Here is a 25,406-nt window from a genome sequence, read left to right as displayed (position 1 = left end):
CACGTTGATCGAACTCTTGGTGGTCATTGCCATCATCGCGGTTCTCATCGCCCTCCTCTTGCCAGCCGTTCAGGCGGCGCGTGAGGCCGCACGTCGCGCCCAGTGCGTCAACAATCTCAAGCAACTGGGCTTGGCGATGCACAACTATGAATCGTCGGTTGGGTCGTTTCCCTGGGGGCACTCGGGCTTTAGCAGTAGCGATTGGGGAGCTTTCCCGCTCTTGCTCAACATGTTCGAGCAGTCAGTTGTTTTCAATAGCCTTAACTTTGCGAACACGGGCCGTGCGACGTCGAAGCCGAGTGCCGAGAACTCGACGGCCCAGTATTTGAAACTCGATGTCCTCAACTGCCCCTCCGACGTCGACCGGTTGACGGCGGGTTTCGGAACCGTCAGCTATGCCACTAGCTTTGGAGCATCGCCCGCGGGCTTTGGTCTCGCGTCTCCGGACGGGATCTTCGGCTTTGTGGGCATCCCCAATCCCGCGCCCGGCAACGGTCCGGGTGAGCCTATCGTCCGGGTCGCCGACGTTACCGATGGCCTGAGCAATACGGCGGCCTTCAGCGAGCGGGTCAAGGGGATCGGCACTGCGAACAACTCCGCGCTGGACACGATGACCCCCAGCGCCACGTCCATCGCAGTCCTGACCTCGACCTATCCTGGCGACAACGCCGTGGACTCGGCAACAAACGGTCCCCAACTCGATCCGTCCTCAGGGCCAGCGCATATCAAACACGCTGTAGTGAAAGGACTTGCGTGAGGTAGTCCGTATTAATCATACAGGACATCATCTTTCCACGTAGGCTATCCTTGTCGGGATGACGCTTCAGCAGCGTCACGGCGAACCGCCGAAGCCAGCTCAAGTTGTTCCCCAAAGTCCGCTCGCGAGTGCGGTGCTCATCTTCGCGAAAGTTCACATCGAGCACCCAGTGCATCGACTCGATACTCCAGTGACCGCGGACCGCTTCGCCGAAACGCTTGCCGCTCAGATAGTGGCTGCTGAGATAGTAACGCACCTCGTCCGACTCCGTCCCATCGGCATGCTGCGTGATTCGCACCGCATAGCCAATTGCCTTGATCCAGGGCCAATCCTTCAGCGGCGCGAAATCAGTCGGCACCTTGACCAGATAATAGGAACGCTCGTCGATGCGGCCGTGCCCGGCATCACGGGTCTCGTCGTATCGATAGTGGAGGTCCTCGAGATCGCGTTCCAGGTGGTCGAGGAAGAACGCTTGGATCGCGGTTGCGAGCTTCGGCTGATTGTCTTTGACGGCGATCACGCAGTCGCCGCCACCGTCAACGATCTGCTCGACAATCGCTTTCTGGCAGCCCATCGCGTCGATCGTGATGAGCGTATCCGTGAGGTCAATCTGCTCGAGAAGTTTTGGGATGGCTGTGATCTCGTTGGACTTGGCGTCGGTGGCCACCTGACCCAGCGCAATGCCCTGCTCGCTGGCCCAGGCGCTGACAATGTGCAGATTGCCAAGACCTTTGGCCGCATCGTGCGATCCGCGACAGGCTTTGCCGTCGATAGCGACGTGTCGGCGGGAGTTCTCAGTGTCGGCGGGGATCGCGTCGCAGATCCAGTCCTGGAAGCAGCGTTGAAAGGCTTCGGGTTTCAGCGCCATGAGCAAGCGTCGGATGCAATCCCGTGAGGGGATGCCGTTGGGCAGGGCCAGATGCAGGGCCAGCCAGGACTCACGATTCTTGGCCCAGCGATGAATGGCGGTAGGGCCATCGCATCCGCAGATGACGGCGCAGACCGCGATGACAGCGATATCGACCATCAAGTGCCGACGATTGCGTGCGTGGCGGGGATCGGAGAGCGATTCGAAATAAGAGCCGATGGAGCCGACATCGACGGGCTTGGCCATGGGAGGCATCCTGGGATCGGTCGGTGTCGGCCTCCGCACACCCGGAGTGCAGTAAGCCGATTCACGAGGACCGATTCAAAGATAACGAGCCACGGTCTGTCGCGCCAGACTACTCAGGCCGCACAGTTATACGCGCTGGCCCTGATCCGTCCTTGGTCGCGCCCCCGGCGCCCTTCACCTCGGGGGCTGCGTACTACCGGTCTCTCTGCATCGGTGCAGGGGGCCCGCAGGTTGCGCTTGCCGGTCAGGCCGCGGGCGGTCCGACACCACCTTGGGGACCCTCAGGCCCAGTCGGCGGCTACTGGTGGCTCGCCATTATGCCTTATGGAACGACCTACAATCATGTGATGGCTCCCAATACTTGGTCGTGCATTGACGGCACGGGCGGACGCCTCCTCTCTGGCGCCTGGACGGCCGGGAGCCGCCATTCCGGCGGGGTCAACGTCTGCTTCGGCGACGGACACGTCCAATTTATTAAGCAGACCATCAACATTTCGGTCTGGTGGGCCCTTGGAACCAAGGCCGGTGGCGAGGTCATCTCGGCCGACTCGTTCTGATTGGCTGAGCTGTCGGCTCAACGAATCAACTGGACTCTCGGAAACCCGTTTTTGTTCGTTCCGGGATCACGGGTTTCCGAGGGGTCGAGTCAAGAAAGAAGATCATGACCAGTGCAGAAAATTCATGCACATAAAGTCCTCCAGGAGAGTGGGACTATAGCAGCCCCGGCAGGAGCGACCGTCGAACGCGTAAGGCTGGCGCTGACGATCGCCCTTACGGGGTCCGAAGAGCATGCTTGACTTTTTGACTTTTAATAGTCCTTGCTAATACTACAGCGCTAAGTCGTATCCCATTTGCATTGGGGCAACCCTGTAAGTTTGATGCCCATCTCATGCAACTTTCGCCTTGTCCGCTTGGTGTGGCACCGTTGCGCCACGGCGTTTCGACGCTGCGCCCGCTCGATCTCTTCGGAGGTCCGCTCCAGAAGCTTTCGCGGAGGACTCAGCCCCAACCACCAGAACGGGATCAGCGCCGCCATCGCACTGTGGACTTGGCACTCCGTCAGACCCGGATTTTTCCCCCCCGAACTTCTGTCGCATCCGCGATAGGAACAAGTAGCTCAGGCAACTCAGGATCAGGTGGCGTTTGAGCCCCTGGTAGCGGCGGCCCTCATACTGATCCAGTCCAATCTCGGACTTCTGGTCTTCGAAGCAGCGCTCGACGCGCCATCGCGAAAACCCGACCAGCAACAGCACCTGCACCGACGTCTCCTCGGGGGCGGCGCCGACGAAGAACTTCAACTCCGCCGGGTTCAAGACGTCACGGGCGGCAACCAGGTGCAGCGGCTCTCCCGGTAACCCGTCGGCGCCCACGGGGGAAAACCGCAGGTGCTTGACTTCCCAGACCATCGGCCCCTTGTGCCCATCCTTGACTCGCCACTGGACCCAGGGCTGGTTGCGAAACCCGTCTTGATCGAGCATGGCATCAACCCGCCGAGCCGGTGTGCTGCCGCTCGCCAGGCGAGGCGTCTTGCGGCCGCGGCCCCGCCCGTGCTTACGGTACTTCCTGGTCACGACACGCGGTGCCTTGATCCAGCCCATGAAGTTCCGCGGCACCTCGCCGACGAACTTCTGGCGACGGGCCGAAAGTCCCCGCAGGAACTCGGGCTTGCCGCCGTAGCCCTCGTCGAAAGTCATCCAATCGAAGTGCAGGCCGTTGCCGGTGGCGCGGTCGTAGAGTTCCAGGGCGATCGTCCACTTGGGCCGATACACCATGTCGTCGGGGATGCCGGCCTCGCGGCAGCGGGCGCGGTCGAGGGACCAGGATTCCGGCAGAAACAATTCGCCGTCGAGCAGACAGTGAAAGCCCTCACGAGCGTAGGCGAGGTGGACCGTGACGATGCAGTTCTCCTTCTTGCCGACGGAACCGCACCACTGCCGCTGCACGCCGGGGGTCTTGTCCCCCTTCTTGACGTCGCTCGTCTCATCGAAGACGCCGATCGCGTGGGGACCGGCGTGCTCGTCGCGGACGATGTGCTGGAGCCGGTCGCGCGTCCGGTCCTGGTCCCAACAGTGCTGGCTGAGGAACTCCTGCAGGGTCCTGACCGGCACGCCGGCATTAATGGCAATCGGTTCCACGCTCTTCTCGGGGATATCCGAGAGCTGGCCGGAGACGTAGACCGGCAGATGGGCCCGCGTGTCTTTGCGCGGGAAGCAGTCATCGAACCGCTTGAGGAACTTCTTCAGCGCGGGCTTGAGCTTGCGAATCTGTGGGATATCCATGCTCGTACCTCCATAAACCATGAAGGCAAGCATACTTTCGCAATGGCCGGCGGATCAAGACGCTACAACTTGGCGCTGTAGTACTAAAGGGTCTGCGAATATGAGGATTCTGTGTTTTTCTGGCGGCTGTGTCGCTGTGATGGGTCTGTTCCTCGGAGGCTGTAACTCAGGCACTCCCTATGCCGAAAGCTCGCTGCAAGAAACTACTGTGAAGGGGGTGATTCAAGTTCACGGCAAGCCGCTTGGGGGGGGCGAGGTCCACTTCAACCCGGGCAACTTGAACCGCAAGGTGGGCGGACGCAATGCTCCCATCGCGAAGGATGGCAGCTACACGCTCACGACGCTCGTGGGCCAGAACATCGTGAGCGTCTCCCCTCCCCAGAACAAGGCTCGCAGCAAAGACATCGTCGGTTTGGAATACGAAGAAAAGACCGTCGATCTCAAGCCTGGGGAGAATACGCAGAACATCGACTTTCTCCCCTGATCCGGTCCGCCGAGAGAATGCGAGCGAGGGGTGGAAGTCTTGTCGAATGTCGTCGATGGAGGATAGGAAAACGGGTGGCGTACCCTTTGGTGAAGTTTCACCTACCCCAAGACTTGCCAGCAAGGCAAAAGGAGTACGCCGCCATGAACCAATCTGCCTCCGTGATCTGGATCCTGTAATGCGCGACGTGGGTCGTCGGGAAAAATGCGAAATTGAGGAGTGGAGCGACTGATGGCAAGCTACTTTAGAATTGTGTTTTAAATGTGAAAGCTGTTGTGCTTGTTGGCTTATGTTGCACGGCCTCTTGCCGTTCGGCTCCCGGCTTCGCCCCCCCTTTGTTGCCTGCCTAACGTCTCACCGCAGTAATTGTGGACACGTCGGTGGTTGTCTCCATGAGTACACTCCGCATCGAGCGGCCCAGGAAACGGTTGCGGCGGGCCGAACTGGTCGTATGATTGTAGATGATCCAGGGTTGAGTTTTAATCGATTAATGACGAGAAAAAACTAACGCAAAGTAACACGGGGATGCTGATATTTTTCAACGTAAGGTTGGGGATTTGGGTGATCGGGACCCGTGCGACGACGACTTGCTGGTCTTGCTTTGGGCTTCAGGACGAGGTCTGGAGTCGAGAGGAGCGTCTCGGCTCTTGTCGGTTTTCCTCACTCCATGGTCGTCGATGAGGTGAGGGGCGTCCGTCGTGGTGAGGCGGGCCGGCAAATCGCTGCTTTTTGGGCGGCGACGGCCTCATGGGGCCGGCTCGTCACCCGTGATTTCCGCCTCGATCTCAGGTGGCTTGGCTGTGGCCACCGTTTTCGAGGTCAGGTCTTCCTTGGCTGTCGCCTATTTCCTTCGTGCGTTCAAAGACTTCACCAACTGCTGTTAAGACGCTCACCGTGAGGGCTGGTGCTTGGAATCGATCACCTTTCGCTCGGTTGGTGGCAGCGGGTAGAATGAGGCGATCGGCTTGGCCCGGTCGGGCCTGACTGCCGCAACGTGTATGACTACCGTCGCATCATCATCGACCCCGATGGCTTCTTAAGGACGTGTTCCTTCTGCGCTGCCGGCGTTTCGAGGATCATCGCGGATTCCTCGCGTCAGCGCTGTCGGGGTGGGAGTCGAGGAGACTCGGGTCACCGGTATTGAAGCTTCCTGATCTCGTCAGTCCGCTCGTCAAGGAAACCAGGTTCATTCGGGTTCGATGGCCCGCCCGGCAATGGCGAGGTTCCGGTGATAAACCACCCCGATCCGTTCAAAGTCGCCGCGACCACGGACTCACATGAGATCGGGGAGGCCTTGCCACAGGCTGGATCGCTCTCGCGGCCGGATCCGCCTGCGTTGGGACCCGCGAGACCGAAATCGTTCGCCCCCGCCGACTCGTACCTCTCGGGGGCTGGTCTGCCTCCGGAATTGGCCGAGTTGGCCGAAGAGATTACGGGGCGTTTGCAGGACGGTGAGATCGTCGACCTCGAGGACTACGCTGCGCGGTATCCGAAGTGGGCGGACTCGATTCGCCACCTCATGCCGATCCTGCGAGAGATGGCCGAGCTGGGGCGAGCCGTCGTCGCAGAGAGCGGCTCGGGGGGGGCGATCGAAGGGGAGCGGATCCTCGGTGACTTCCGGGTCCTTCGCGAGGTCGGCCGTGGGGGCATGGGGATTGTCTATGAGGCCGAGCAAATCTCGCTGGGCCGCCGGGTCGCCTTGAAGGTGCTCCCGCTGGCGGCGGCGATGGATCCGCGGGCGCTCCAGCGGTTCCAGCTCGAGGCGCAGGCGGCGGCCTGGCTTCAGCACCCGCAGATCGTACCGGTCTACGCGGTCGGATCCCTCGGTGACGTTCCCTATTACGCGATGCACTTCATTGAGGGGGCTAGCCTCGCCGAACTGATCGCGGAATTACGCCGGCTCGAGGACCTGGGCGTCGAGGATCCTCCGAACGCGAGCCGGTCCGGTGGTATCAGCTCCCTGGCGCGCGGTCTGCTGTCAGGGTGGTTCGTTCCCTCAGACGTTGAGGGGGAGGACGACGGATCCGACGTTGGACCCGTTGCTGAGCTCCCTGTGTCCGACATCACGGTTGGGGCGAGCCGTCCGAATCGACGCCCGAAGTCGCTCACCGAGGCCTCGGTACGCGGTTGGGATTACGCGCGCACGGTGGCCCGCCTCGGCGTGCAGGCGGCCGAAGCGTTGGAATATGCCCATGAGCATGGCATCCTCCACCGCGACATCAAGCCGGCCAATTTACTTCTCGACCGCCGGGGGGTCTTGTGGGTAACCGACTTCGGGCTGGCCCGCGGCCCCGGGGATACGGGGCTGACGCTGACCGGCGACGTGCTCGGAACCTTGCGGTACATGAGTCCCGAGCAGGCCCTGGCCAAGCGGGCGCTGATCGATCGCCGGACCGACATCTACTCGCTGGGCGCGACCTTGTATGAGTTGCTCACCCTGCATCCGTTCGTCACTGGCACCGACCGTCAGGAAATCTTGCGCCGGGTGATCGAAGAGGATCCGGTCCCGATCCGCCGGCACAGTCCGGCGGTGCCCGTCGACCTGGCCACGGTCATCACGAAGGCGATCTGCAAGGACCCGACGGGGCGTTACGTGACGGCCCAGCACTTTGCCGATGACCTGAGGCGGTTTCTCAAGGGTCGGCCGATCGCGGCCCGCCCGACCGGGCCGCTCAAGCAGGCTTGGAGGTGGTGTCGGCGTCGGCCGTTGACGGCGGGGTTGGCCATGGCCTTGGTAGCCGCCCTGGTCGCCGGCTTCATCGGGGTCGTCTGGAGCTGGAGGGTTGCGGTCCACCAGAAAAATCTCATGGCCCAGGCACAACGGAGGTCGGAAAAGGCGCTCGCCAACGAGTCCCGCGCCAACAAGGCTCTGCTCATCGCCAACGCCCATGAACGGTCGGCCCGTGAGCAGGCGCAACGCCGCTTCGTCCTGGCCCGGGAGGCGGTCGAGCAGTACTACACTGGCGCCAGCCAGGACGTTCTGCTCCTGCAACCTCAAATGGCGTCGCTTCGCAAGCGGTTGCTGGGTACGGCGTTGTCGTTCTATGAGCGGTTGCAGGCGACGATCGAGGAGGAAGCGGACGGTCCCAGGACGCGGGTCGAGTTGGCGACCGTGTATCGGCAGGTGGGGCGGATCGCGGTCGAGGTCGGATCCCGGAGCGCGGGCCTGGAGGCGTTGGAGCGGGCTCGAGCGATTCTTGAGGTGTTGGTGCGGGCCGACCCGGCTGACTCGGGCCTTCGCCGTGACCTGGCCTCCACGCTCGATTTCATCGGCAAGCTCGAGGTTTATACCTCCGGCCGGGAGTCCGAAGGGCAGCGCTCCCTGGAGCGGTCACTGGAGCTCTGTGAGGCGTTGTTAGCCGAACACCCTGACGATGCCGACGACCGGTTCGCGGTCGCCGCCGCCGCCGGTGAGATCGGCTATGCACGGGCCCGAACCGGCCGGATCGCCGAGGGGCTGCGGTCCCTCGGACGAGAGCGGGACATTCTGGAACGACTGGTTGTCGAGCATCCCGATCACGCCTTGTACCGGAACCAGTTGGCCCTGAATTACGGCCAGCTCGGGGAGATTCAGGCGGACGCGGGACAGGTCACCAAGGCGCTTCACTCGCAAGAGCAGGCCGCGGCCCACCTCGACCGGCTGGCGGCCGATTATCCCGAGATCGCGATCTACCGTCGGCGGTTGGGGCAGGTCGAGACGGATACCGGCCGACTCCTCTCCGACGCGGGCCGCCCGTCCCAGGGACTGCCGCACCTGGAGCGGAGCTTGTCGATCCTGGAGAAAGTGGCGGGAGACTTCCCCGCCGTCTCCAGTTATCAGCGCGCGGTTGCGGAGAGTTACGACGTGTTGGGGGCGGCCCAGGCCAAGCTGGGTCGTCGGGACGAGGCGATCCGGTCGCTGGCCCGGGCGCGGGAGACTCTCAAGCAACTGATTGCCGATCACCCCGACTTTATCGCCTACCAGGCGGATCTGGCCGAAAACTATTTGTGGACCGGGGTCGCCTACCAAGACTCAGGTCGGTCGGACGATGCGGTGCGTGAACTCTCCAGCGCCCGAGAACTGCTCGGGCGGATGGTCCCTGGGATCAGCAGTTTGTATGCCCTGGCTCGGACCGAGTCCCGGCTCGTTCCCTTGACCCGGCCGGCCGAGCGCGAGGCCCAGGCGGATCGGGCGATGGAGGCGTTGCTCCGGGCCATCTCCCGAGGCTATCGATCGGTCGACTCCCTTCGGACCGACCCTTGCCTCGACTCACTCCGATCGCGTCATGATTTCCAGAGGCTTTTGCTCGACCTCCAGTTCCCCGAATCGCCCTTTGCCCCGTGAGCCGACCGGCGGATCCGAAACGCAAGTAAGTATGAATTGGGGGGGGAGGCTGAGGTTGCGGGGTGCTCGCCGGTCCTGGAGCAGGCCGTTGGGCCTGCCGACTCGCGCGGTCCGGAAGGGCCGAGAGCGGGGTCATTCGCTTGTCGGGGACAAATATTGCGACGTCCCGGTTTTTTTTTCGAATCCGCCGCCGAGCCCCTGCGGGGTAAAGATTGGGAGGGGTTAACGAACATGACCGACTTGCTCTCAAGGACGCATGAGTTAATCGACTGTGCCAATCAGGGGGATGAGGCAGCCCGGCAAAATCTCCTGGAGCGTTACCGTGACTATCTAAAGCGGATGGTCGCGGTGCGGCTCGACCGTCGTCTGGCTGCCCGCGTCGACGCTTCGGACGTCGTCCAGGAGACCCTGGTCGAGGCGGCCCGGCGACTGAACGACTACCTTCGGGAGCGGCCGATTCCTTTCTATGGCTGGCTTCGACAACTTGCCGAAGAGCGAATTGTCGATACTCATCGCCGGCATGTTACTGCCCAGCGTCGGAGTGTCACGCTGGAACAGCAAGATCGTGGTCTACCGGATGCCTCGGCTGACGAGATTGTCCGGAGGATGTTCGCGGCCGATACTAGCCCAAGCAACCACCTGATGCGCCAGGAGAGGCACGAGCGGCTCAAGGGAGCTCTCGCGATTCTTCCGCAACGCGATCGGGAGGTACTGGTGATGCGACACCTCGAGCAGCTCAGCACTGCCGAGATTGCCGCCATGCTGGAGATCAGCGAACCAGCCGTGAAGTCGCGACTGCTCCGGGCCTTGATCCGCATGAGAGAACAGATGGGCGATCCGGCGTGAGCATGCCCATCGCCCTGGCCGTCAAATCTCGATTCATTTCGGCGTTTGATCCCGAATTCCCGGCCCGCGGTAACCTTGGATGGCCACCGGCAGGCCCGTACCATGAGACCCAGTGCTGCGATGAAACTCGATCCGAACCCCCAACACGCTTGGAAGACGAACGGCCTCGCCGTCGGCTTCCTGCTGGCCACCTGCTTCGTGCTGACCCCGGGTTGCGGGTCCGAAGCGCCGAAGCCGCCGGCCGCCTTCACAATACCTGTGTCCTCAGACCCACCCCAGGTTAAAGCCAAGGCCAAGGGGAAGGGCGAGGCGTTTGATGACCTCCGGGAGCGTCGCGCGAAGAAACGCCTGGCCGCTCAATCTTGAAGTTGACCTGTTTCTGACTCAGGCCGCTCCGACCGTGGCCTCCGTTCCTTCATCAATTCTTCCCTCGTGAATTTGCCGTCGAATAGTCAGTTTTTAGTCTTTTCTTTCATTTCTGCCGCCAGAGGAGTTGTTGGACGATGCACACTACATTTCGACGGAATCGAGAAGGCTTCACGCTGATCGAGCTCCTCGTCGTGATCGCCATCATCGCGGTCCTGATCGCGCTCTTACTCCCTGCTGTGCAAGCCGCTCGAGAGGCTGCGCGACGTGCGAGCTGTGTCAATAACCTGAAGCAACTCGCCCTGGCCACCGCCAACTACGAGAGCAGCTATAACACCTATCCGATGGGCGACCACCGCGGTCGCGCTTCCAATGGCGACACGATCCGCCAGAACTTCGGCCCCTTTCTGGCGCTGACCCAGTTCATTGAACAGGCCAACATCTTCAACACGTTCAATTCAAGCCTGCAGTGTTACATCTGGCAGAACAGCACGACCAACGGTATTGGCCTGAGCGCGCTGTGGTGCCCGAGTGACGGCGTGATCTCTAGCCTTCGCTGGCCCGGCAAGCCCGGCGACGGTTGGGAGGGCGCCCCTGTCCCGATGACCTACGCCAGCTACGCGGGCAACCTCGGGCCGCTCGTCTACTACACCAACGGGGTGGGCGACACGAACGTCATGGCCCAGATGAAGGGGATCTTCTCCTACATCGGTGGCTGCTGCAATGATAATCGGCCGAGCGTCTCTCCGACCCGGTTGGCCGACATCACAGATGGGACCAGCAACACCTTCCTCTTCGGCGAGCACGCCCACGCACGAATCTCCACCTCCGGCCTGAACGCCGACGACATGTACGGGGCCAACTGGTGGACCTCGGGCGACTACGGCGACACGACCGCGTCGAGTTTCTTCGCCCCCAACTACTTCCAGACTAATGATGACGGCTACAAGCTTGCAAAGTACTTCCCACGTGGCGACAACTTTTCGATGACCTTCGCGAGCATGCACCCGGGCGGGGCGAATTTCTCCTTCTGCGATGGCTCGGTCAAGTTCATCAAGAACTCGGTCAACTCGTGGAACCCGAAGGCGATTACTTACAGTAATCCGAACTACAACCTCAACGGTGTGAACTTCGGCGTCTACCAGGCACTCTCGACACGCAACGGCGGTGAGGTTATTAGTTCCGACGGCTATTGATCTGAGCAAACCTGCGAATCCAGCCACTTCCCTCCGAGGCCGTCGGAATGCGACCGGCCCCGGAGGGATTTTCGTCTGGCGAGCACCGCGCCATGTGGTGCTCGAGAGAACTCCGCTCGGGGCGACACTCCTCCAAAAAAAGAAGAGAAAGACAAGGCTTCAAGCAAAGGCAAGGTGTGCGCGTGAGCAACGGCGAGGCGGCAGGGACGAAGACGGGCCGGATCGTTTCGATGGACCAGTTCCGCGGCTACACCGTCGCGGGCATGTGCGTGGTCAACTTTCTTGGTGGGCTGCAGGCGATCCACCCGGTGCTGAAGCACAATAATAATTACTTCAGCTATGCCGACACGATCATGCCGAGTTTCCTGTTCGCCTGCGGTTTCTCGTACCGGCTCACGGCGCTCAAACGTCTCGACCAGTTTGGCCCGGCCGCGATGTATCGCCGGTTCGTCTGGCGGAGCCTCGGCCTCGTGTTGCTCTCGCTAATGATGTACGGCTTTGGCGGCGAGTTCAAGTCGTGGTCCAGGATGACGCCGGAGGCCATCCAGGGATTTTTCGCCAAGCTGCTCAAGGCGAACCTCTGGGAGGTGCTCGCGATCATTGGCGCCGTGCAGTTGCTGATTATGCCGGTGATTGCCGCTGGGCCGCGGGTGCGAGCCGTCACGCTTGTGGCCCTGGCCGGGGCGCACTTGGTGCTCTCCTATTCCTTCAATTTCGACTTCGTCTACGGCCGCCCGAACCGGTTGGACGACCTGCTGGGAACGTCCGGCTCGACCGCCTGGGACGGCGGTTTCTTCGGTCTGCTCTCTTGGGGGGCGATCATGCTGGCGGGGACGCTCGCCTATGACGTCGCGGCGGCTGTGACCCCCGGCAAACTCACGGCCCGATTGCTCGGCTGGGGGGTCGTCCTGATGGCGCTTGGGTACGGGCTCTCGTGTCTCTCGATGCTGTCCGACGGCGAGACGGCAACCGGTCGGGGCCATGTCGCCGCCTCGCCGGTCTGGCCTCCGTTTGAGAAGCTCACTGGTCGTCCGTTGCAGTCGCTTCTGGCCGAAGCCCCGTTCGTGCAGCCACCGCCTCCCGAGCACCGGCCGCATAACTACTGGATGATGAATAAGCGCCTGGTCAGTCTGCCGTTCATCCTCTTCGCGATCGGGTTCGCATCCGCCGTCTATGGCCTGTTCGTGCTCGCGTGCGACGCGGGAGGCTTCTGCCTCGGCCTCTTCCGCACCTTCGGCCAAAACGCGTTGGCTGCTTATACCCTTCATCACATGATTGAGACTCAGATCCTCACGATCGTCCCTCAAGACTCACCGCTCTGGTGGTGCCTCACCGGGCTGGCGCTCTTTTTCGGGATCACTTACCTGTTCGTCCGGTATCTAGAGAGCCAAAAAGTTTTCATCCGGCTCTGAGAGTTGTGCAAAGTCCTTCGGCTTCTCGCTTCGACAAACATCCGCTGAGATGAAGTTTGAGTCTGGTTTTCGGTCGTCGTCCATCGTCCGGAAGTTTGCCACTATAGCTCGTGCCCGGATGCCGGGCGATACGGGATGTCAGGTCTCGTCTCGTTCCGGACGGGCCATGAGATCGAGTCGGAGGTTCTTCTGATTTGTATGCAGACAGAATCCTATGACTCCTTTTTCGGTCCGAGCATTCCTTACCGGAAAAGACAGACGAGCACGACCAAACTGAGGGAGATCATGGCGACCCAGTAGCTGCCCAGCACCCGCCCTGCGCGATCGATCGCATCATCTCCCGGCAAATCCCGCAGAACAGGGATGTTTTGCCGGCCGCTTCCCGATTTGTCGAAATGAGGGGGACAAGTTGGCCACGCATCGCGATTGGTTTTGGCTCAACCGCCGACAGGTAAGGTGAGCACCGGGCCGGTTGATTTCTCGTCGGACTCCTGGAGCGACAGGATGATCTCCAGAACGGCCAGGACGGAACGTGAGTTCACGTCGTTGCGGGGAATGAAGAACCAGTAGCCTCGGTATTGCACGGCGACTTCGGCGTCGTGGGGGCGGTGCTTCTGTGAGGCGACGAAGAAGTTTCCGGCGGTGACTTGGGTCCAGTTGAAGGGGCGGCCGTCGGGCCCCGGAGTCGTCGGCACCACCCCGTTGAGGACGTGCTCCTCGGGGACACACACACCCTTGGACAGGAAAGTCATGATCTGGAGGACTGACCGCAAATTGAGATAGATCGTATCGCCCGCGCCGAAGGCACCCAGTGGACTGCTCTCGGAGTTGGGCTGCAACTCGGACTGGATTTTGTAGCGGCTGAGTCCCGGGGTCAGGCGAAAGATTTGGGCCAGCTCTTCCATCTCGGGGGAGTGGGTGAAGCGGGACCGGATCTTGAGGGTCAGCTCTTTTTCCCGCTTGTGGAGGGCGAGTCGACCGTCTCGATTCGCCCGGAAGGCATAGCCGTCCTTGGCCGCGCCCAGCAGGTCACGCCCTTGAACAAGATTGGCGGGGATGGCACCGGAGGCGGTGTCGTTCTCTTCGCGCATGGAGAATCCGAGCTCCGCGCCCCCCTGGTCGTCTATCGCCGTGAGTAACTGGACGCCGCGGAGGAAGCGTGAGTTGTCGTCCGGGACTTGGGGGACGAGGGTCGTGGCTCGGACCGCGTTCTGCACGTCGTTGATGTCGTTCAAGGTCATCCAGAAGAACTGGTCGAGCCTTGCCCCGGCGTTGACCACGCTGAAGAGGTCGGCCGACAACGGGTTCAGCAGCGCCTTGGCGACCTCCCGCCCCTGGCGTGGATGATAACTCAGGGTCGGCGTGTCGCGGCCCGCCAGTCCGGCGATCCCGAAGCTGGTCTGCGCCCCGCCAGGGCCTGGGTAGGTGGTCCCGCCCGCGACCTCGAACTGGCTGGTGATGTTGGGGAGATCGACAAAGATGGGCGAGTCGGCGTAACGAAGCCGCACCAGATTCATCAAGAGCTGCTCATCGTTTGTCGTACGCACCACTTCGTTATATCGCATGCGCGTGGAACGGATGGCCGCGGGCCCCAGACAGCCGCTCGTCGTCAGGCAAGCGGCTATGAGGAGAACCGGGAGCAGAACCCCAGGCCGACTCGGAGGTTTGCGTCCATGCACGCCCATAAAGTCTCGCCCGCCCAGCCGTGTCTTTCCGCCTGAACGTGAGGACGCGGGACCCCCCCGCATCTCAATTAGTTTTATTGTCGGCCGGATATTCGGAAAACTTGACGAAATCGTCAGGGTTGCTTCCGGTTGACCTCGGGCGGTTTTGACAAGGCGCCTGCTCTCACGGGCTCTCAATATGAATCGGCGCTGATCACTTCGCCGCTGCTCCGGGTGCCGAGCGCCCACCATGTGTTGAGGTTGATCGAGTCTTTGATGAACTTGACGCTGCCGTCGCCGAACAGGGTATTGACGCCGCCGGAGTGGTTGCTGGTGGCGTTGGCGAAGTTCACCCCGTTGGCGCCGCCGGGCCAGCCGCCACCGCCGTAGAACGTGCAGGTGTTGAAGGCGTACTGCTTCGAATTCGGGGGGACGATGGTGTTGAACAGCGTGAAGCCGGCGACGCCGAAGCCCCAGAGGTAGCCTCGAGTATTCACGATGTTCGTGGCAGTGCCGGTCTTCCAGGCCGAGGCGCAGCCATCGAGGTTGCTCATAACTTGCGGTACGTCCATGTAAACGTCAACGCTTTTTCCGCCCCACTGCGGGGTCCCGCCTGAGCCGACGATGCCGTTGCCGCGTGTGGCCCTCTGCTGTGGGGCGCCGACGATCGACTCGGCGAAAGCGACGGTGTTGGAACTACCATCGGTGCAATCTCGAATGCCGTAGGAGAACATGTAGGAAAAGAGGCCGGTACTGGATGTTCCTCCTTGGCCGTTGTCGCCGGGGATATAAGTCGTGCCGGTCGAAGCGTGGTAGCTGTTGACGTTGGCGTTATCGTTGTTGAGCGACCAGCCCGAGAAGCCCCCAGGACCCGCGTTGCCGTCGGACGGGCAGAGGAAGCTCGCGATCTTCGCCACCAGGCCGGTGGCGTTGGCTGCCGCGCTGCCGGCTTGCGAGAAGTTGATGGCGTTGTAGATCGCCGCCTGCTCGAGGTTGCCCAGCATCTCGGCCTGCGGGCTGAATGCGTCCCAGCTTACGCAAGGCCCGGAGTTACTCTGGCCGGTGCATGCGTTCCCCAGTGGGAAGCAGTCATTGACGGAGTGATAATTGTGCAATGCCAGGCCGATCTGCTTCAAGTTGTTGACGCACTGTGAGCGACGCGCGGCTTCGCGTGCCGCCTGCACCGCGGGGAGCAGCAACGCGATCAGGACGGCGATGATGGCAATGACGACCAGCAGTTCGATGAGCGTGAAGCCACGCTGACGGCGGACGAACGCATTCATCTTGGTTTCTCCCCGTTGAGGTTCCGTTCAGAAATCGACGTTCCTACCGATTCGGTCTTCGCTTCTTGACGCCCTTCTGGATATCCGCCTTGTGTTTCTTGTTGTTTTCACCGATCCGCTGAATCCCTTCGATGCGGTTCTTCGGCGCTGGCTGCACGGTCGCAGACTCGGCGGGAGCGGCTCCCCCGCAGCCGCCCAGCATCAGGACAGCACTCATTGATCCAGAAATGAGGCCGCAGGAAAGGAACGCGACGCGGCGGCTTTGCCTTTGCACAGCAAACCTCCTGACGAGAAATAGAGATCGCGATCGGTTCACGCCGGTGTTCGGCCGACGGTGTCATGAAATTAGCAGGCGCGAATATGCTGAACGTGCCTCAGTTGAGAGAGGCGTGCAAAAGCCTGCGATGGATTTAGATTTGTTGGCGAAAACGCACCCCCCCCCTTGCCCGAGACGTGAGTGGCCACGCACGACTTCAGAGTGCCACTCACGGAGATCGGATGAGGGATCAGAGATGCAAGGGGGACTTCCCTTGGTGAGGGTAAGTACCCCCCGGGCTGAAAAAACCTGACATCGAAATGTTCGCGGCTGGAAAAAAAAGAGACAAATGGTCGCGAGTCTTCATCACAAGGAGGGGGGCTCGGCCGGATCGGATTCACTTTGGCGGGCTGTTCGATCCGGTCGTGTTTCCACGAGAGGCCTGCTCACAACGCACGCTGTTCAGTCATCCCACAATCGCATAACATGGAGACACTCCCATTTCCATTGAGCGAACAGTCGATACGATCGGGCGTCTGCCGAACGGCATTTGCTGGGGTTACTCGTAACCGTCACGGCCCGTCGAGTCGGGCTGAATCGGGAACGGTCGGGGGCGGGTGTCAGGTTTCTCCGCTTTGGGGGGTACTTATCCAATGACGGACGCTCCCAATCTCCGGACCAGTGCCACACTGCTGGGGAAGTTGCGTCATCAGCCCACGGACGAAATCGCCTGGGGTGAGTTCGTCGACCGCTACGGCCCTGAGATTTACGGTTGGTGCCGGCGCTGGAACTTGCAGGACGCGGACGCCAAGGACGTGACCCAAGCTGTTATGGCGGCCCTCTGCAGCAAGATGCGGACTTTTACTTATGACCGAAATCTTAGCTTCCGCGGTTGGCTGCGGACGTTGACCCATCACACCTGGAGCGATCTGGTCACACGGCGACGGCCCACTCCGCTGGGGGGCGACCGTGGCGGAGATTCGAGCTGGCTCGAATCGATTGAGGCCCGCGACGACCTGCTCGTGCGGCTTGACGAGCAGTTCGACCGTGAATTGCTCGAGGAGGCCTCGTTCCGGGTCAGGCTCAGGGTCGAGCCGCACACGTGGGAGGCCTTCCGTCTCACGGCCATCGAAGGCCAGGCCGGCGCGGTGGTGGCCGAGCAGCTCGGGATGAAGGTCGCCACCGTCTTCAAGGCCAAGAGTAAGGTGCAGAGGATGCTCCGCGAGGAGATCTGCCGACTTGAGGGGACCGACCCCACGGGCGACTGAGGAGAGGATGAGGGCCGGGGAACCCTGAGATGCTCAAGACCTGCCCATCGTCGGAACAACTCCGCAAACTGCTGGCCGACCAACTCGGCGAGGCGCAAGAGCATTCGGTCGGGGACCACGTGGAGGGGTGCTCGCTCTGCCAGGAGGCCCTGGAGCGACTGACCGACCTGGCCGTCCGGCCGGGGCACCGACCGCCACGGCTCGGACTCTCCCGAACTCGGGGCGATGTTGACGTCGATGCCGGCTTCCTTCATGCCCTCAAGAGCGACCCCCCGGCCGGCCTCTTTTTCGGTGGGAGCCCCTCGGGGGCTGGGCCGCCGGCGAACCCTGATGTGGGCGACGACCGGCCGGCCCCGAACGGTTACGAACTTCTCGGCGAGCTGGGGCGCGGCGGGATGGGGGTGGTTTATAAGGCCCGCCACCGCCGGCTCGGTCGCCCGGTTGCGCTCAAGATGCTCTTGGCGGGCGCTAATGCCGCTCCGAGGGAGCTCGACCGATTCCGCCGGGAGGCGGAGTCGGTCGCTCGGCTCCAGCACCCGAACATCGTGCAAATTTACGAGGTTGGGGAGCACGACGGGCGGCCCTTCCTGGCCCTGGAGTTGGTTGAAGGGGAGAGCTTGGCTCAGCTCATCGCCGAGAATCCCCAGTCGCCCCGCCGCGCCGCGGAGTTGGTCAGGATGCTGGCGGACGCGATCCACGCGGCCCACCGGGCCGGCATCATCCACCGCGACCTGAAACCGGCCAACGTGTTGTTGACCAGCGCGAGGGCCCCAAAAATCGCCGACTTCGGGCTGGCGAAGTGGCTTGACGGCGAGACGGCGTACCCGACCCTGACGGAACAGTTCTTGGGGACGCCGAGCTATATGGCTCCCGAGCAGGCCGTCCGCCAGCGGTCCGCGACCGTCGGCCCTGGTGAGGATTCGGGGCCGACTGCGGCGACCGACATCTACAGCCTGGGGGCGATCCTGTACGAGATGTTGACCGGGCGCCCGCCGTTCCGGGCGGGGACGCCGCTGGAGACGGTGCTCCAGGTCTTGCACGAGGAACCGGTGCCGCCGACCCGACTGCGGCCGAACGTGCCTCGCGACCTGGAGACGATCTGCCTGAAGTGCCTCGAAAAGAGCGTCCCAAGGCGGTATCACTCGGCCCTGGAGCTTGCCGACGACCTCGACCGGTTCCTGAATTTCGAGCCCGTCCGGGCCCGTCCGATCTCCGCGCCGGAGCGGGTCTGGCGGTGGTGCCTTCGCAAGACGCCGCTGGCCATCGCCTTGGGTTTGGCGGCGCTCGCACTGGCGACCACGATCGGCCTTTCGATCAGCCTGGCCGTTTATCACTACCGGGCGGCCTCGCACCTCGGTAAGGCGTTCCGCGAGGTCCAGACGCGGCAACGAGCCGTCGACCAGCAGGCGTCCCACCTGGCCTATGAGCACGGTCAGGCCTTGGCCGAACAGGGGGACGTGGCTCAAGGGGTACTCTGGCTCGTTCGTGGTCTGAAGAGCGCCAGCCTTGCCCGCGACCTGAACCTCGAGCGCGCCTTCAGATTGAGCCTGTCGGGCTGGTTGCCTCGCATTCACCCGCTTCGGGTCCGTTTCGAGCACCCCGGCCCGATTCAGGCTGTGGCGTATAGTCCCGACGGTCGGACCATCGCGGTCGGGGGCGATGACAGTTCGGTCCGGTTTCGCGACGCTGCCACGGGAGACCCCGTGGGTGCTCCCTTGCCGCACCCGATGAAGGTCGGGGCGCTGGCGTTTAGCCCCGACGGTCGCACCCTCATGACCGGGTGCGACGATGGAGGCGCTCGGCTTTGGAGCGTCAGGACCGGTGAGCCGTTGGAGCTGGAGTTCTACCAGACCGAGGCGATCCTCGGCGTGGCCTTCAGCCCCGACGGTCGGGTCGCAATCACGGGGAGTGTCGACAAAACCGCCCGGCTCTGGGATCTGGCGTCCGGTGAGCCGATTGGCCCGCCGATGACCCACAAAAACCTGATCACGTCGGTGGCGTTCAGTCCCGATGGTCGGACCGTCTTGACCGGGAGCTGGGACAAGACCGCCCAGCTCTGGGACGCCGTCACGGGGGCCCCGGTCGGCCAGCCTCTGAGTCACCGGGACTGGGTTGCGTCGGTGGCCTATAGCCCGGACGGCCGAACGATCTTGACGGGGGGCTACGACCGAACGGCTCGCCTTTGGGACCGCGAGAGCGGCCGGCCGATCGGCCATGTGCTGCGACATCAGCATTGCGTCCACAACGCGGCGTTCAGCCCCGACGGCAAGCGGATTCTGACCGGCTCCTTCGACGGCATCGCCCGGATCTGGGACACCGCCACCGGCGCTCCCATCGGCCCGCCGATCCGCCACCGGCACACGGTCTCGTCGTTGGCGTTCAGCCCCGATGGCAGAAAGGTGTTAACCGCTGGTTTCGACAGAACGGTCCTGGTTTCCGAAGTCGCGACTCCCTTTGGCCTCTCTTTCTCTCACGAGGGATTCATCCGCGCTGTGCTTTTCAGCCCCGATGGGCGGACGATTCTCTCCGCGAGCCAGGACCATACGGCGCGGCTCTGGAATGCGGCGACGGGCGAGCCGATCGGGGCGCCGTTGGTCCACGGCGAGGAGGTCGAATCAATCGCGTTCAGCCCGGACGGCCGCACGGTTCTGACCGGGAGCTTTGATCACACGGCGCGGCTTTGGGACGCCGCGACCGGTGAGCCGATCGGGGCCCTTCTCCGCCACGAGGACCGGGTCCAGACGGTGGTGTTCAGCCCGAGAGGCGACACCGTGCTGACCGGGGGCGACGACAAGATGGCCCGGCTCTGGTCGGCCAAGACGGGCGAGCCCCTGGGAAACCCCTTGCGCCATGAGGCGGCGGTCAGAGCCGTGGCGTTCAGCCCCGACGGTCGGTTCATCGCGACCGGGAGCGACGACAAGACGGCCCGGCTCTGGGACACCAACCGCAAGCAGCAGCCCGTCGGCCTCCCCTTCGAGCACCGGGGCCGGGTCATGGCCGTGGCGTTTAGCCCCGACGGTAAGACCTTGCTCACGGGGAGCGACGACATGAAGGCTCGTCTCTGGGACACGGCTTCGGGCAAAATACGCGTTCTTCCCCTTCAGCACGACGGCCCAGTCTCGGTCGCCGCGTTCAGCCCTGACGGCCGGACCGTGATCACAGGCGGCTGGGACCGTATGGCCCGGCTTTGGGACGCGGCGACGGGGGTGCCGCTCACTCCCCCGTTACGGCACGATGGAACGCTTCGGGCTCTCGCCATTAGCCGGGATGGTAAGACCGTGCTCACCGGCAGTTATGACCGAACGGCGCGGCTTTGGGACGCGGCCACGGGGAAGCCGATCGGTCCGGCGTTTCACCATGAGAACCAGGTCTGGTTCGTGGTGTTCAGCCCTGACGGCCGCACCGTACTCTCGGGCGGCCAGGAGAGCACGGCCCACCTCTGGAACGTTCCCGCAGCCATGGAGGCTCACATCCCTCAGGTCGAACGCTTGGTCCAGGTCGCGACCGGGATGGAACTTCTCGACGACGGGTCGCTTCGGATCCTCGACTCCGCTGAGTGGAAGGAACGCCGAGCTCATTCGGATTGATGGCCCACTCCGTTCGCGGGTCCCTCTCAAGTCAGTAGAGAGGGCCCCGCGTCGAAGGCTCAGCGGATCGGCGGCTTCAGATTCAAGGCGAGGGTCAAGGTGCCGCCAATCGGGCTGGGGGTCGTGATCGACCGGGCGGTATTCTTTCCGAACAAAGCGTTGGCCGTACCGATCCCCCGGAGGTTGGTGTAGGCGCCTGTCCCGCTCACGATCGAGGCTTTCAGGGCGAACCGCCCGTTGGGGATTTGGGAGTGGCCCCCCGAACCTGACAGTTGAACGGTGATGCTCCCCTTGGCGTTGCTGATTTTCACAGTGCCAACGAGGTCAGGCTGATTCGGGAGCCCAAACCCGCCGAAGTTGAGCACGCCGGTCATCGTGCTTCGGCCCAGCCCTTGAATTTTGCCGGAGCCGTCGAGGTTGACTTGCAGGGGGGCGTCCGCCGCTCGGTTGTCCTGGTCGGTCGCAAGATATCTTCCCGACAGCGTGCCAGAGGTCGCGGTGATGCGATTTGTGGTCGCGAGGCTGGTGACTTCGTTCTGGACCAGCGGCCGGACGGTTGTCGCACTCATCGTGATCCGGGATTCAAGGCTGTTCGCGGCCGGACGAAAGGCGCGGGATTTCTGGCTCATCGTTCGGTGACTCGGGAAAATGGGTGATTGTCCGTTGCGGCAAGGCGGCGGGCCCACTTGAACGCCGCCGAATCTCTCCGCCTGTCACTGGATATCGGGAATTGCGCCTGGGGGGCGACATGCAAAACATCCGACCGCGTGTGGCTATGGCCGATCACAATCGCCTGCGCCTCCTGCACTCATGCAACCTCCATAGGGCGAATGAGATTTCTCAAAGGTGAGCGAGATTTCCCAAGGCGTGCGGGGAGCGTGAGATCCCTGATTTCCTTAGTCTTAGGGGAGCAAAAATGCCAGTTTGTTGAGTGTTGAAGATGTCTCATTCGAGCGACAAGCCAAGACGGCTTGTATTGTGTACCCAGAATTGGAATTCTATTAGTGCAAACTTTGAGGGGAAGAGCGTTTGGGGGGAGAAATTCCGTTGTCGATGACACAGGCTGGCTTCGTCTTGACGAATCTAGCTGCGATTGGGTGGGGGGGCCTACTCTACCGTGGCTCGAGCGGCCGGCCGATCTGGGAGCGGCTCGGGATTGCGGTGCTCCCGTTCCTTGGTTGTACGGTGGCCTGGCACTGGGTGGTGAGCATTGCCTTCCAGTCGATGGCAAGCTTCTGGAACGGAGCGCGGCTGGCCCCTGCGATTGGACTCCTGCACGGGTACAGACTTTATTATCCGGCGACGGAGGGGCCGATCAACGGCTGGATCTATGGGCCGATCTCTTCGGTGGCCTACCTGCCGGCGGCCTTGCTGGGCAATGCGGGGGTCAAGGTCTTGGTGGGGCGTGGGCTGAGCCTCTTCTATTACTATGCGCCGGCGGCCTGGCTCCTGCTCCGTGGTGGCGAGGGACGCAAGGGGCGGCCTGGGGTGGGTGAGTTCCTCCTCTTCTTGACCTTTGTCCTCTTGACGACCAACTCTCACGCCTTGCGCTACAGCGCAACGGAAGTGCATGCCGATGCGCCGACGCTGGCCCTGGCGGCCTTAGCGATCGCGACCATGGTCCGGGGCGGCGGCGGGCAAAATCCCTGGACCTGCTCGCTCGCATTGATCCTGGCGGTGCTGGCCGTCTGGTCCAAGCAGCTCACGGTCCCGATTCTGATCGTCGTGCTCCCCGCCTATGCCTTGGCGACGGGGGCGCTCAAGAGCCCGGTCCGTTCTCTCCTGCCCGGGATCGTGGGGGGACTGGCGATCACTGTGACCCTGTTCCTCGTTCTCGACCCGAGTAGCCTCTTGTTGAATATCGTGGAGGTGCCGGGCCGCCATCGGTTTCGGGCCAAGGACTTGGTGGATTTCCTCTACCCCCTGATCGTGCTCCAGCAAAAGCACGCGCCGCTGTTATTTCTGCTCGCGGTGGGCGGGCAGGCCCGTATTGCGCTGGCGGCCGACGAGGCGGGGACGGATGCGAGTGCGGGGCGCCGCGATCGCGGCTGGATCGTGTTCCTGATTGCGGGGCTGGCCGAGCTCCCCTTCTCCTTGATGGGCTACTTCGGGGAAGGTGGGAATGACAACAGCATGTCGTTTAGCCTCTATTTCCTGACCTTGGGAACCCTCTTAATGCTCAAGCCTCTGGTGGGCTCGGGTTGGCTGAACGAACGTGCGTCCACGAACTGGGTTTGGTATCTGGTGATTGGGTTGAACCTGATGTTGGCAACGTTCGAGGTCGAGGCTCAGGGAGACGCGCTCATCAATCGCAAGGGGCCCTGGCAAGACTCCCTCGCGGCCGAGCGGTTCATTCGCGCCCATCCGGGGGAGGTGTACTTCCCCTGGAATCCGGAATCTCACCTTGCCGCCGAGGGGAAGTACTATCACACCGAAGACGGTATCAACGGTCGGTCCTATTCGGGGATTTCGACGAGCTCCGACCACTTCTTCCGACACATCCCGCCCCGCACCCGGCTTGTTTGCTACCCCCCCAATGCTGCGGGGCTTGCCCGCGTCGGGGCGATGACCTATTTGACGGGCTTTCGGCCGACGAAGGTGGCCGATCTGCCAGGTTGGGCTTGCTATGAACGGGAGTCAGGCGAGGCCAGGTGTGTGAAGATGCCTCCTCTCAAATGAGTGTTCGGGGCCGTCACTTTCCTGGTGAGTAATCGATTCTAGAGAATAATATTTTCTGATTCCTTTGAGAGAAAATTCGTTGTCGATCACGCGAATTATTTTTATTTTGACGTGTTTGATTTCCGTTGGGATAGGGATCATGCTTGGCCGCGCCTCGAGCGGCCGGCCGATCTGGGAGCGGCTCGGGATTGCGGTGCTCCCGTTCCTCGGTTGCACGGTGGCCTGGCACTGGATGGTGGGCCTCGTCTTCCAAGCCGTGGCAAGCTTCTGGAGCAAAACGAGTCTGGCGGCTGCGATGGGCCTGGCGTATGGGTACAAGCTCTCTTGTCCGACCAATGTGGGGCCGATCGAAGACACGTTCGATGGGCCGCTCTCGGCTCTGGCTTATTGGCCCGCAGTTTTGCTGGGCCATTCGGGCTTCCAGGTCTTGGCGGTTCGCGGCTTGAGCCTCTTCTATTACTACGGACCGGCGGCCTGGCTCCTCCTCCGTGATGGGGAGGGCCTTGGAGAGCGGGAGCAGAAGTGGCGATGGGGGGGGCCTCGCCTGGGATCGCTCTTGCTGTTCATTGCCTTCGTGCTCTTGACGACCAATTTCCGCTCGTTGCGATCCAGCCCGACCGAGATGCACGCCGATGCGCCTGCGCTGGCCCTGGCGGCCTCGGCGGTGGTGCTGATGGTCCGGGGTGGCGGCGGGCAAAATCCTTGGACTTGCTCGCTCGCGTTGATCTTGGCGGTGCTGGCCGTCTGGGGGCAGCAACTCGCGGTTCCGCTTCTGCTCATCGGGCTCCCCGCCTATGCCTTGGCGACGGGAGCGCGGCAGAGCTTGCTTCGGCTTCTCCTTCCCGGGTTCGTCGGCGGGTTGGCGATTACCCTGATTTTGCTCGCAGCGTTCGATCCTCAGAGTGTTGGGGCTGCTTCCGGGGTGGCTCCGCTTCGAGGCAAAGGCTGGTTGGACTTCCTCGCTCCGCTGATTGTGTTCCAGGAAAAGCACGCACCGTTGCTCTTTCTGTTGGCCGTAGGGTTTGTCGGCCGGATCGGGGCGACCGACCCTGCTGGTTCTCGCGATCCGTCGGCACGGTTTCGCCGCCGTGACACAGACTGGATCGTGTTTGTGGTCGCGGGGCTGGCCGAGCTCGTGTTCTCCGCCCTGGGCTATTTCGGGCCCGACGTCAATGAGAACACCATGTCGTTCAGTCTCTATTTCCTGAGCCTTGGATCTCTTTTGATGCTCAAGCCTTTGCTTGACACAGGAGACGAGACCGAACGCAGGGCAACACCTTGGGGCTGGTATTTGGTCATCGGCCTGAACCTCATGTTGGCGATGATCGACGACGAGGCGCTGGGGATCGCGCTCGTCGAACGCAAGGGGGCCGGGCCTGACGCCGTCGTGGCCGATCGGCCCAAGTCGCTACTGCCTCCTTGTTCACCAGGTCTTCGCGTGTTAAACTCCCCTTCAACGCGTGCTTGAATCACGTTTCGATTCGTCTGCTCTGCCCGGTGTCGAAGGCTCGGGCGGGTCGTTCTCCCTTGAAGTGAGAGGATCCGTGACCATGGCCTGGATTAGAGTCGGTAAGCGCACGATCAATATCGAGAACATCGCTCAATTTGTCGTCGAGCAAGAGGACATTGTCCACATCGCGATGATTGGCGATGTGGGGAAGCCCGGGATCCGATTCGAAGGCGAAGAGGCGAAAGCCGTGCGCGAGTTCATCGACGGCGGCAAGCTCGGGGAAGTCATGAGGGTCTTCGTCCCGCCCCGCGAGAAGCCCGAGCTCGACGATTCTCTCGCCAAGAGAAAGCGTCCGATTCGGGACGGAGCCAGCGATATCTGAAGGCCGGATTGAAGCTGGACCTGCAAAAGAGAGAGTCAGATCAGGTGGACACGCACGAT

General features: G+C 62.4%; 19 protein-coding genes. 13 read left to right on the top strand and 6 right to left on the bottom strand.

The window, feature by feature from the left end:
• The first annotated feature begins 4 nt into the window (after positions 1-4).
• Positions 5-757 (top strand): DUF1559 family PulG-like putative transporter, encoded by a 753-nt coding sequence (locus SINAC_RS17845; protein ID WP_237722492.1) that lies wholly within the window; start codon positions 5-7, stop codon positions 755-757.
• Here the strand turns inward: SINAC_RS17845 and SINAC_RS17840 are convergent.
• A complete protein-coding gene (locus tag SINAC_RS17840) occupies positions 726-1,871 on the bottom strand; it encodes an ISAs1 family transposase (protein WP_015243931.1) in 1,146 nt (381 codons plus the stop codon). The genes SINAC_RS17845 and SINAC_RS17840 overlap by 32 nt on opposite strands.
• 152 nt (positions 1,872-2,023) lie before the next feature.
• On the opposite strand from SINAC_RS17840, the gene SINAC_RS39940 reads away from it, so the two are divergent.
• Positions 2,024-2,428, top strand: a complete 405-nt coding sequence (locus SINAC_RS39940) for an H-X9-DG-CTERM domain-containing protein (protein WP_390553807.1) — start codon at positions 2,024-2,026, stop codon at positions 2,426-2,428.
• Between the two features lie 330 nt (positions 2,429-2,758).
• On the opposite strand, the gene SINAC_RS17830 is transcribed toward SINAC_RS39940, so the two are convergent.
• Positions 2,759-4,150 (bottom strand): IS701 family transposase, encoded by a 1,392-nt coding sequence (locus SINAC_RS17830; protein WP_015243925.1) that lies wholly within the window; start codon positions 4,148-4,150, stop codon positions 2,759-2,761.
• Positions 4,151-4,250: 100 nt separating this feature from the next.
• Here SINAC_RS17830 and SINAC_RS17825 point away from each other — a divergent pair, with 100 nt between their 5' ends.
• From SINAC_RS17825 to SINAC_RS17800, 6 genes are all read left to right on the top strand, one after another.
• Positions 4,251-4,634, top strand: coding sequence for a hypothetical protein (locus tag SINAC_RS17825; RefSeq protein WP_015247020.1), 384 nt, complete (start codon positions 4,251-4,253; stop codon positions 4,632-4,634).
• Positions 4,635-5,970: 1,336 nt separating this feature from the next.
• The gene (locus tag SINAC_RS17820) at positions 5,971-8,958 is read left to right on the top strand and encodes a serine/threonine-protein kinase (RefSeq protein ID WP_237722493.1); all 2,988 of its coding nucleotides are present in this window, start codon (positions 5,971-5,973) and stop codon (positions 8,956-8,958) included.
• Positions 8,959-9,189: 231 nt separating this feature from the next.
• Positions 9,190-9,804, top strand: coding sequence for a sigma-70 family RNA polymerase sigma factor (locus SINAC_RS17815; RefSeq protein WP_015247018.1), 615 nt, complete (start codon positions 9,190-9,192; stop codon positions 9,802-9,804).
• Between the two features lie 102 nt (positions 9,805-9,906).
• The gene (locus SINAC_RS17810; RefSeq protein WP_015247017.1) at positions 9,907-10,170 is read left to right on the top strand and encodes a hypothetical protein; all 264 of its coding nucleotides are present in this window, start codon (positions 9,907-9,909) and stop codon (positions 10,168-10,170) included.
• Positions 10,171-10,307: 137 nt separating this feature from the next.
• Positions 10,308-11,366 carry a DUF1559 family PulG-like putative transporter gene (locus tag SINAC_RS17805; protein WP_015247016.1) on the top strand — a complete coding sequence of 353 codons (1,059 nt, stop codon included), beginning with the start codon at positions 10,308-10,310 and terminating at the stop codon, positions 11,364-11,366.
• 182 nt (positions 11,367-11,548) lie between these two features.
• Positions 11,549-12,778: a heparan-alpha-glucosaminide N-acetyltransferase domain-containing protein gene (locus SINAC_RS17800; protein ID WP_026011965.1), complete on the top strand. Its 1,230-nt coding sequence runs from the start codon at positions 11,549-11,551 to the stop codon at positions 12,776-12,778.
• 437 nt (positions 12,779-13,215) lie between these two features.
• Here SINAC_RS17800 and SINAC_RS17795 read toward each other — a convergent pair whose 3' ends face one another.
• The 3 genes from SINAC_RS17795 to SINAC_RS39935 form a co-directional block, all read right to left on the bottom strand.
• Positions 13,216-14,328: a hypothetical protein gene (locus SINAC_RS17795; RefSeq protein ID WP_157579437.1), complete on the bottom strand. Its 1,113-nt coding sequence runs from the start codon at positions 14,326-14,328 to the stop codon at positions 13,216-13,218.
• A gap of 308 nt (positions 14,329-14,636) precedes the next feature.
• Entirely contained in the window at positions 14,637-15,725 is a 1,089-nt protein-coding gene (locus tag SINAC_RS17790) for a DUF1559 domain-containing protein (protein ID WP_015247013.1), read from the bottom strand.
• Positions 15,726-15,768: 43 nt separating this feature from the next.
• Positions 15,769-15,942, bottom strand: coding sequence for a hypothetical protein (locus tag SINAC_RS39935; RefSeq protein ID WP_157579436.1), 174 nt, complete (start codon positions 15,940-15,942; stop codon positions 15,769-15,771).
• Between the two features lie 692 nt (positions 15,943-16,634).
• Here SINAC_RS39935 and SINAC_RS17785 point away from each other — a divergent pair.
• Both SINAC_RS17785 and SINAC_RS17780 read left to right on the top strand, forming a co-directional pair.
• Positions 16,635-17,249: an RNA polymerase sigma factor gene (locus tag SINAC_RS17785; RefSeq protein ID WP_015247011.1), complete on the top strand. Its 615-nt coding sequence runs from the start codon at positions 16,635-16,637 to the stop codon at positions 17,247-17,249.
• A 29-nt stretch (positions 17,250-17,278) separates the two neighbouring features.
• A complete protein-coding gene (locus tag SINAC_RS17780) occupies positions 17,279-20,836 on the top strand; it encodes a WD40 repeat domain-containing serine/threonine protein kinase (protein ID WP_015247010.1) in 3,558 nt (1,185 codons plus the stop codon).
• A 59-nt stretch (positions 20,837-20,895) separates the two neighbouring features.
• Here the strand turns inward: SINAC_RS17780 and SINAC_RS17775 are convergent, their stop codons facing one another.
• Positions 20,896-21,465, bottom strand: coding sequence for a hypothetical protein (locus SINAC_RS17775; protein WP_015247009.1), 570 nt, complete (start codon positions 21,463-21,465; stop codon positions 20,896-20,898).
• 424 nt (positions 21,466-21,889) lie between these two features.
• Here SINAC_RS17775 and SINAC_RS17770 point away from each other — a divergent pair, with 424 nt between their 5' ends.
• The 3 genes from SINAC_RS17770 to SINAC_RS17760 all read left to right on the top strand — a co-directional run bounded on the left by SINAC_RS17770 (position 21,890) and on the right by SINAC_RS17760 (position 25,347).
• Entirely contained in the window at positions 21,890-23,515 is a 1,626-nt protein-coding gene (locus SINAC_RS17770) for a hypothetical protein (RefSeq protein ID WP_390553817.1), read from the top strand.
• Positions 23,516-23,654: 139 nt separating this feature from the next.
• A complete protein-coding gene (locus tag SINAC_RS17765) occupies positions 23,655-24,983 on the top strand; it encodes a hypothetical protein (RefSeq protein WP_015247007.1) in 1,329 nt (442 codons plus the stop codon).
• An 82-nt stretch (positions 24,984-25,065) separates the two neighbouring features.
• Complete coding sequence (locus SINAC_RS17760) at positions 25,066-25,347, top strand: hypothetical protein (RefSeq protein WP_020465964.1); 282 nt, start codon at positions 25,066-25,068, stop codon at positions 25,345-25,347.
• The last annotated feature ends 59 nt before the right edge of the window (positions 25,348-25,406 follow it).

Source organism: Singulisphaera acidiphila DSM 18658, from assembly GCF_000242455.2.
Lineage (GTDB): Bacteria > Planctomycetota > Planctomycetia > Isosphaerales > Isosphaeraceae > Singulisphaera > Singulisphaera acidiphila.
This window is presented reverse-complemented; position numbering and strand designations above follow the sequence as displayed.

What these genes read in the sequence shown, in the direction of transcription:
- SINAC_RS17785 (WP_015247011.1), top strand. Translation starts at nt 16,635, where the DNA reads ATGACGGACGCTCCCAATCTCCGGACCAGTGCCACACTGCTGGGGAAG.
- SINAC_RS17780 (WP_015247010.1), top strand. Translation starts at nt 17,279, where the DNA reads ATGCTCAAGACCTGCCCATCGTCGGAACAACTCCGCAAACTGCTGGCC.
- SINAC_RS17805 (WP_015247016.1), top strand. Translation starts at nt 10,308, where the DNA reads ATGCACACTACATTTCGACGGAATCGAGAAGGCTTCACGCTGATCGAG.
- SINAC_RS17830 (WP_015243925.1), bottom strand. Translation starts at nt 4,150, where the DNA reads ATGGATATCCCACAGATTCGCAAGCTCAAGCCCGCGCTGAAGAAGTTC.
- SINAC_RS17770 (WP_390553817.1), top strand. Translation starts at nt 21,890, where the DNA reads ATGACACAGGCTGGCTTCGTCTTGACGAATCTAGCTGCGATTGGGTGG.
- SINAC_RS17775 (WP_015247009.1), bottom strand. Translation starts at nt 21,465, where the DNA reads ATGAGCCAGAAATCCCGCGCCTTTCGTCCGGCCGCGAACAGCCTTGAA.
- SINAC_RS17825 (WP_015247020.1), top strand. Translation starts at nt 4,251, where the DNA reads ATGAGGATTCTGTGTTTTTCTGGCGGCTGTGTCGCTGTGATGGGTCTG.
- SINAC_RS17790 (WP_015247013.1), bottom strand. Translation starts at nt 15,725, where the DNA reads ATGAATGCGTTCGTCCGCCGTCAGCGTGGCTTCACGCTCATCGAACTG.
- SINAC_RS17765 (WP_015247007.1), top strand. Translation starts at nt 23,655, where the DNA reads ATGCTTGGCCGCGCCTCGAGCGGCCGGCCGATCTGGGAGCGGCTCGGG.
- SINAC_RS17840 (WP_015243931.1), bottom strand. Translation starts at nt 1,871, where the DNA reads ATGGCCAAGCCCGTCGATGTCGGCTCCATCGGCTCTTATTTCGAATCG.
- SINAC_RS39935 (WP_157579436.1), bottom strand. Translation starts at nt 15,942, where the DNA reads ATGAGTGCTGTCCTGATGCTGGGCGGCTGCGGGGGAGCCGCTCCCGCC.
- SINAC_RS17810 (WP_015247017.1), top strand. Translation starts at nt 9,907, where the DNA reads ATGAGACCCAGTGCTGCGATGAAACTCGATCCGAACCCCCAACACGCT.
- SINAC_RS17815 (WP_015247018.1), top strand. Translation starts at nt 9,190, where the DNA reads ATGACCGACTTGCTCTCAAGGACGCATGAGTTAATCGACTGTGCCAAT.
- SINAC_RS17760 (WP_020465964.1), top strand. Translation starts at nt 25,066, where the DNA reads ATGGCCTGGATTAGAGTCGGTAAGCGCACGATCAATATCGAGAACATC.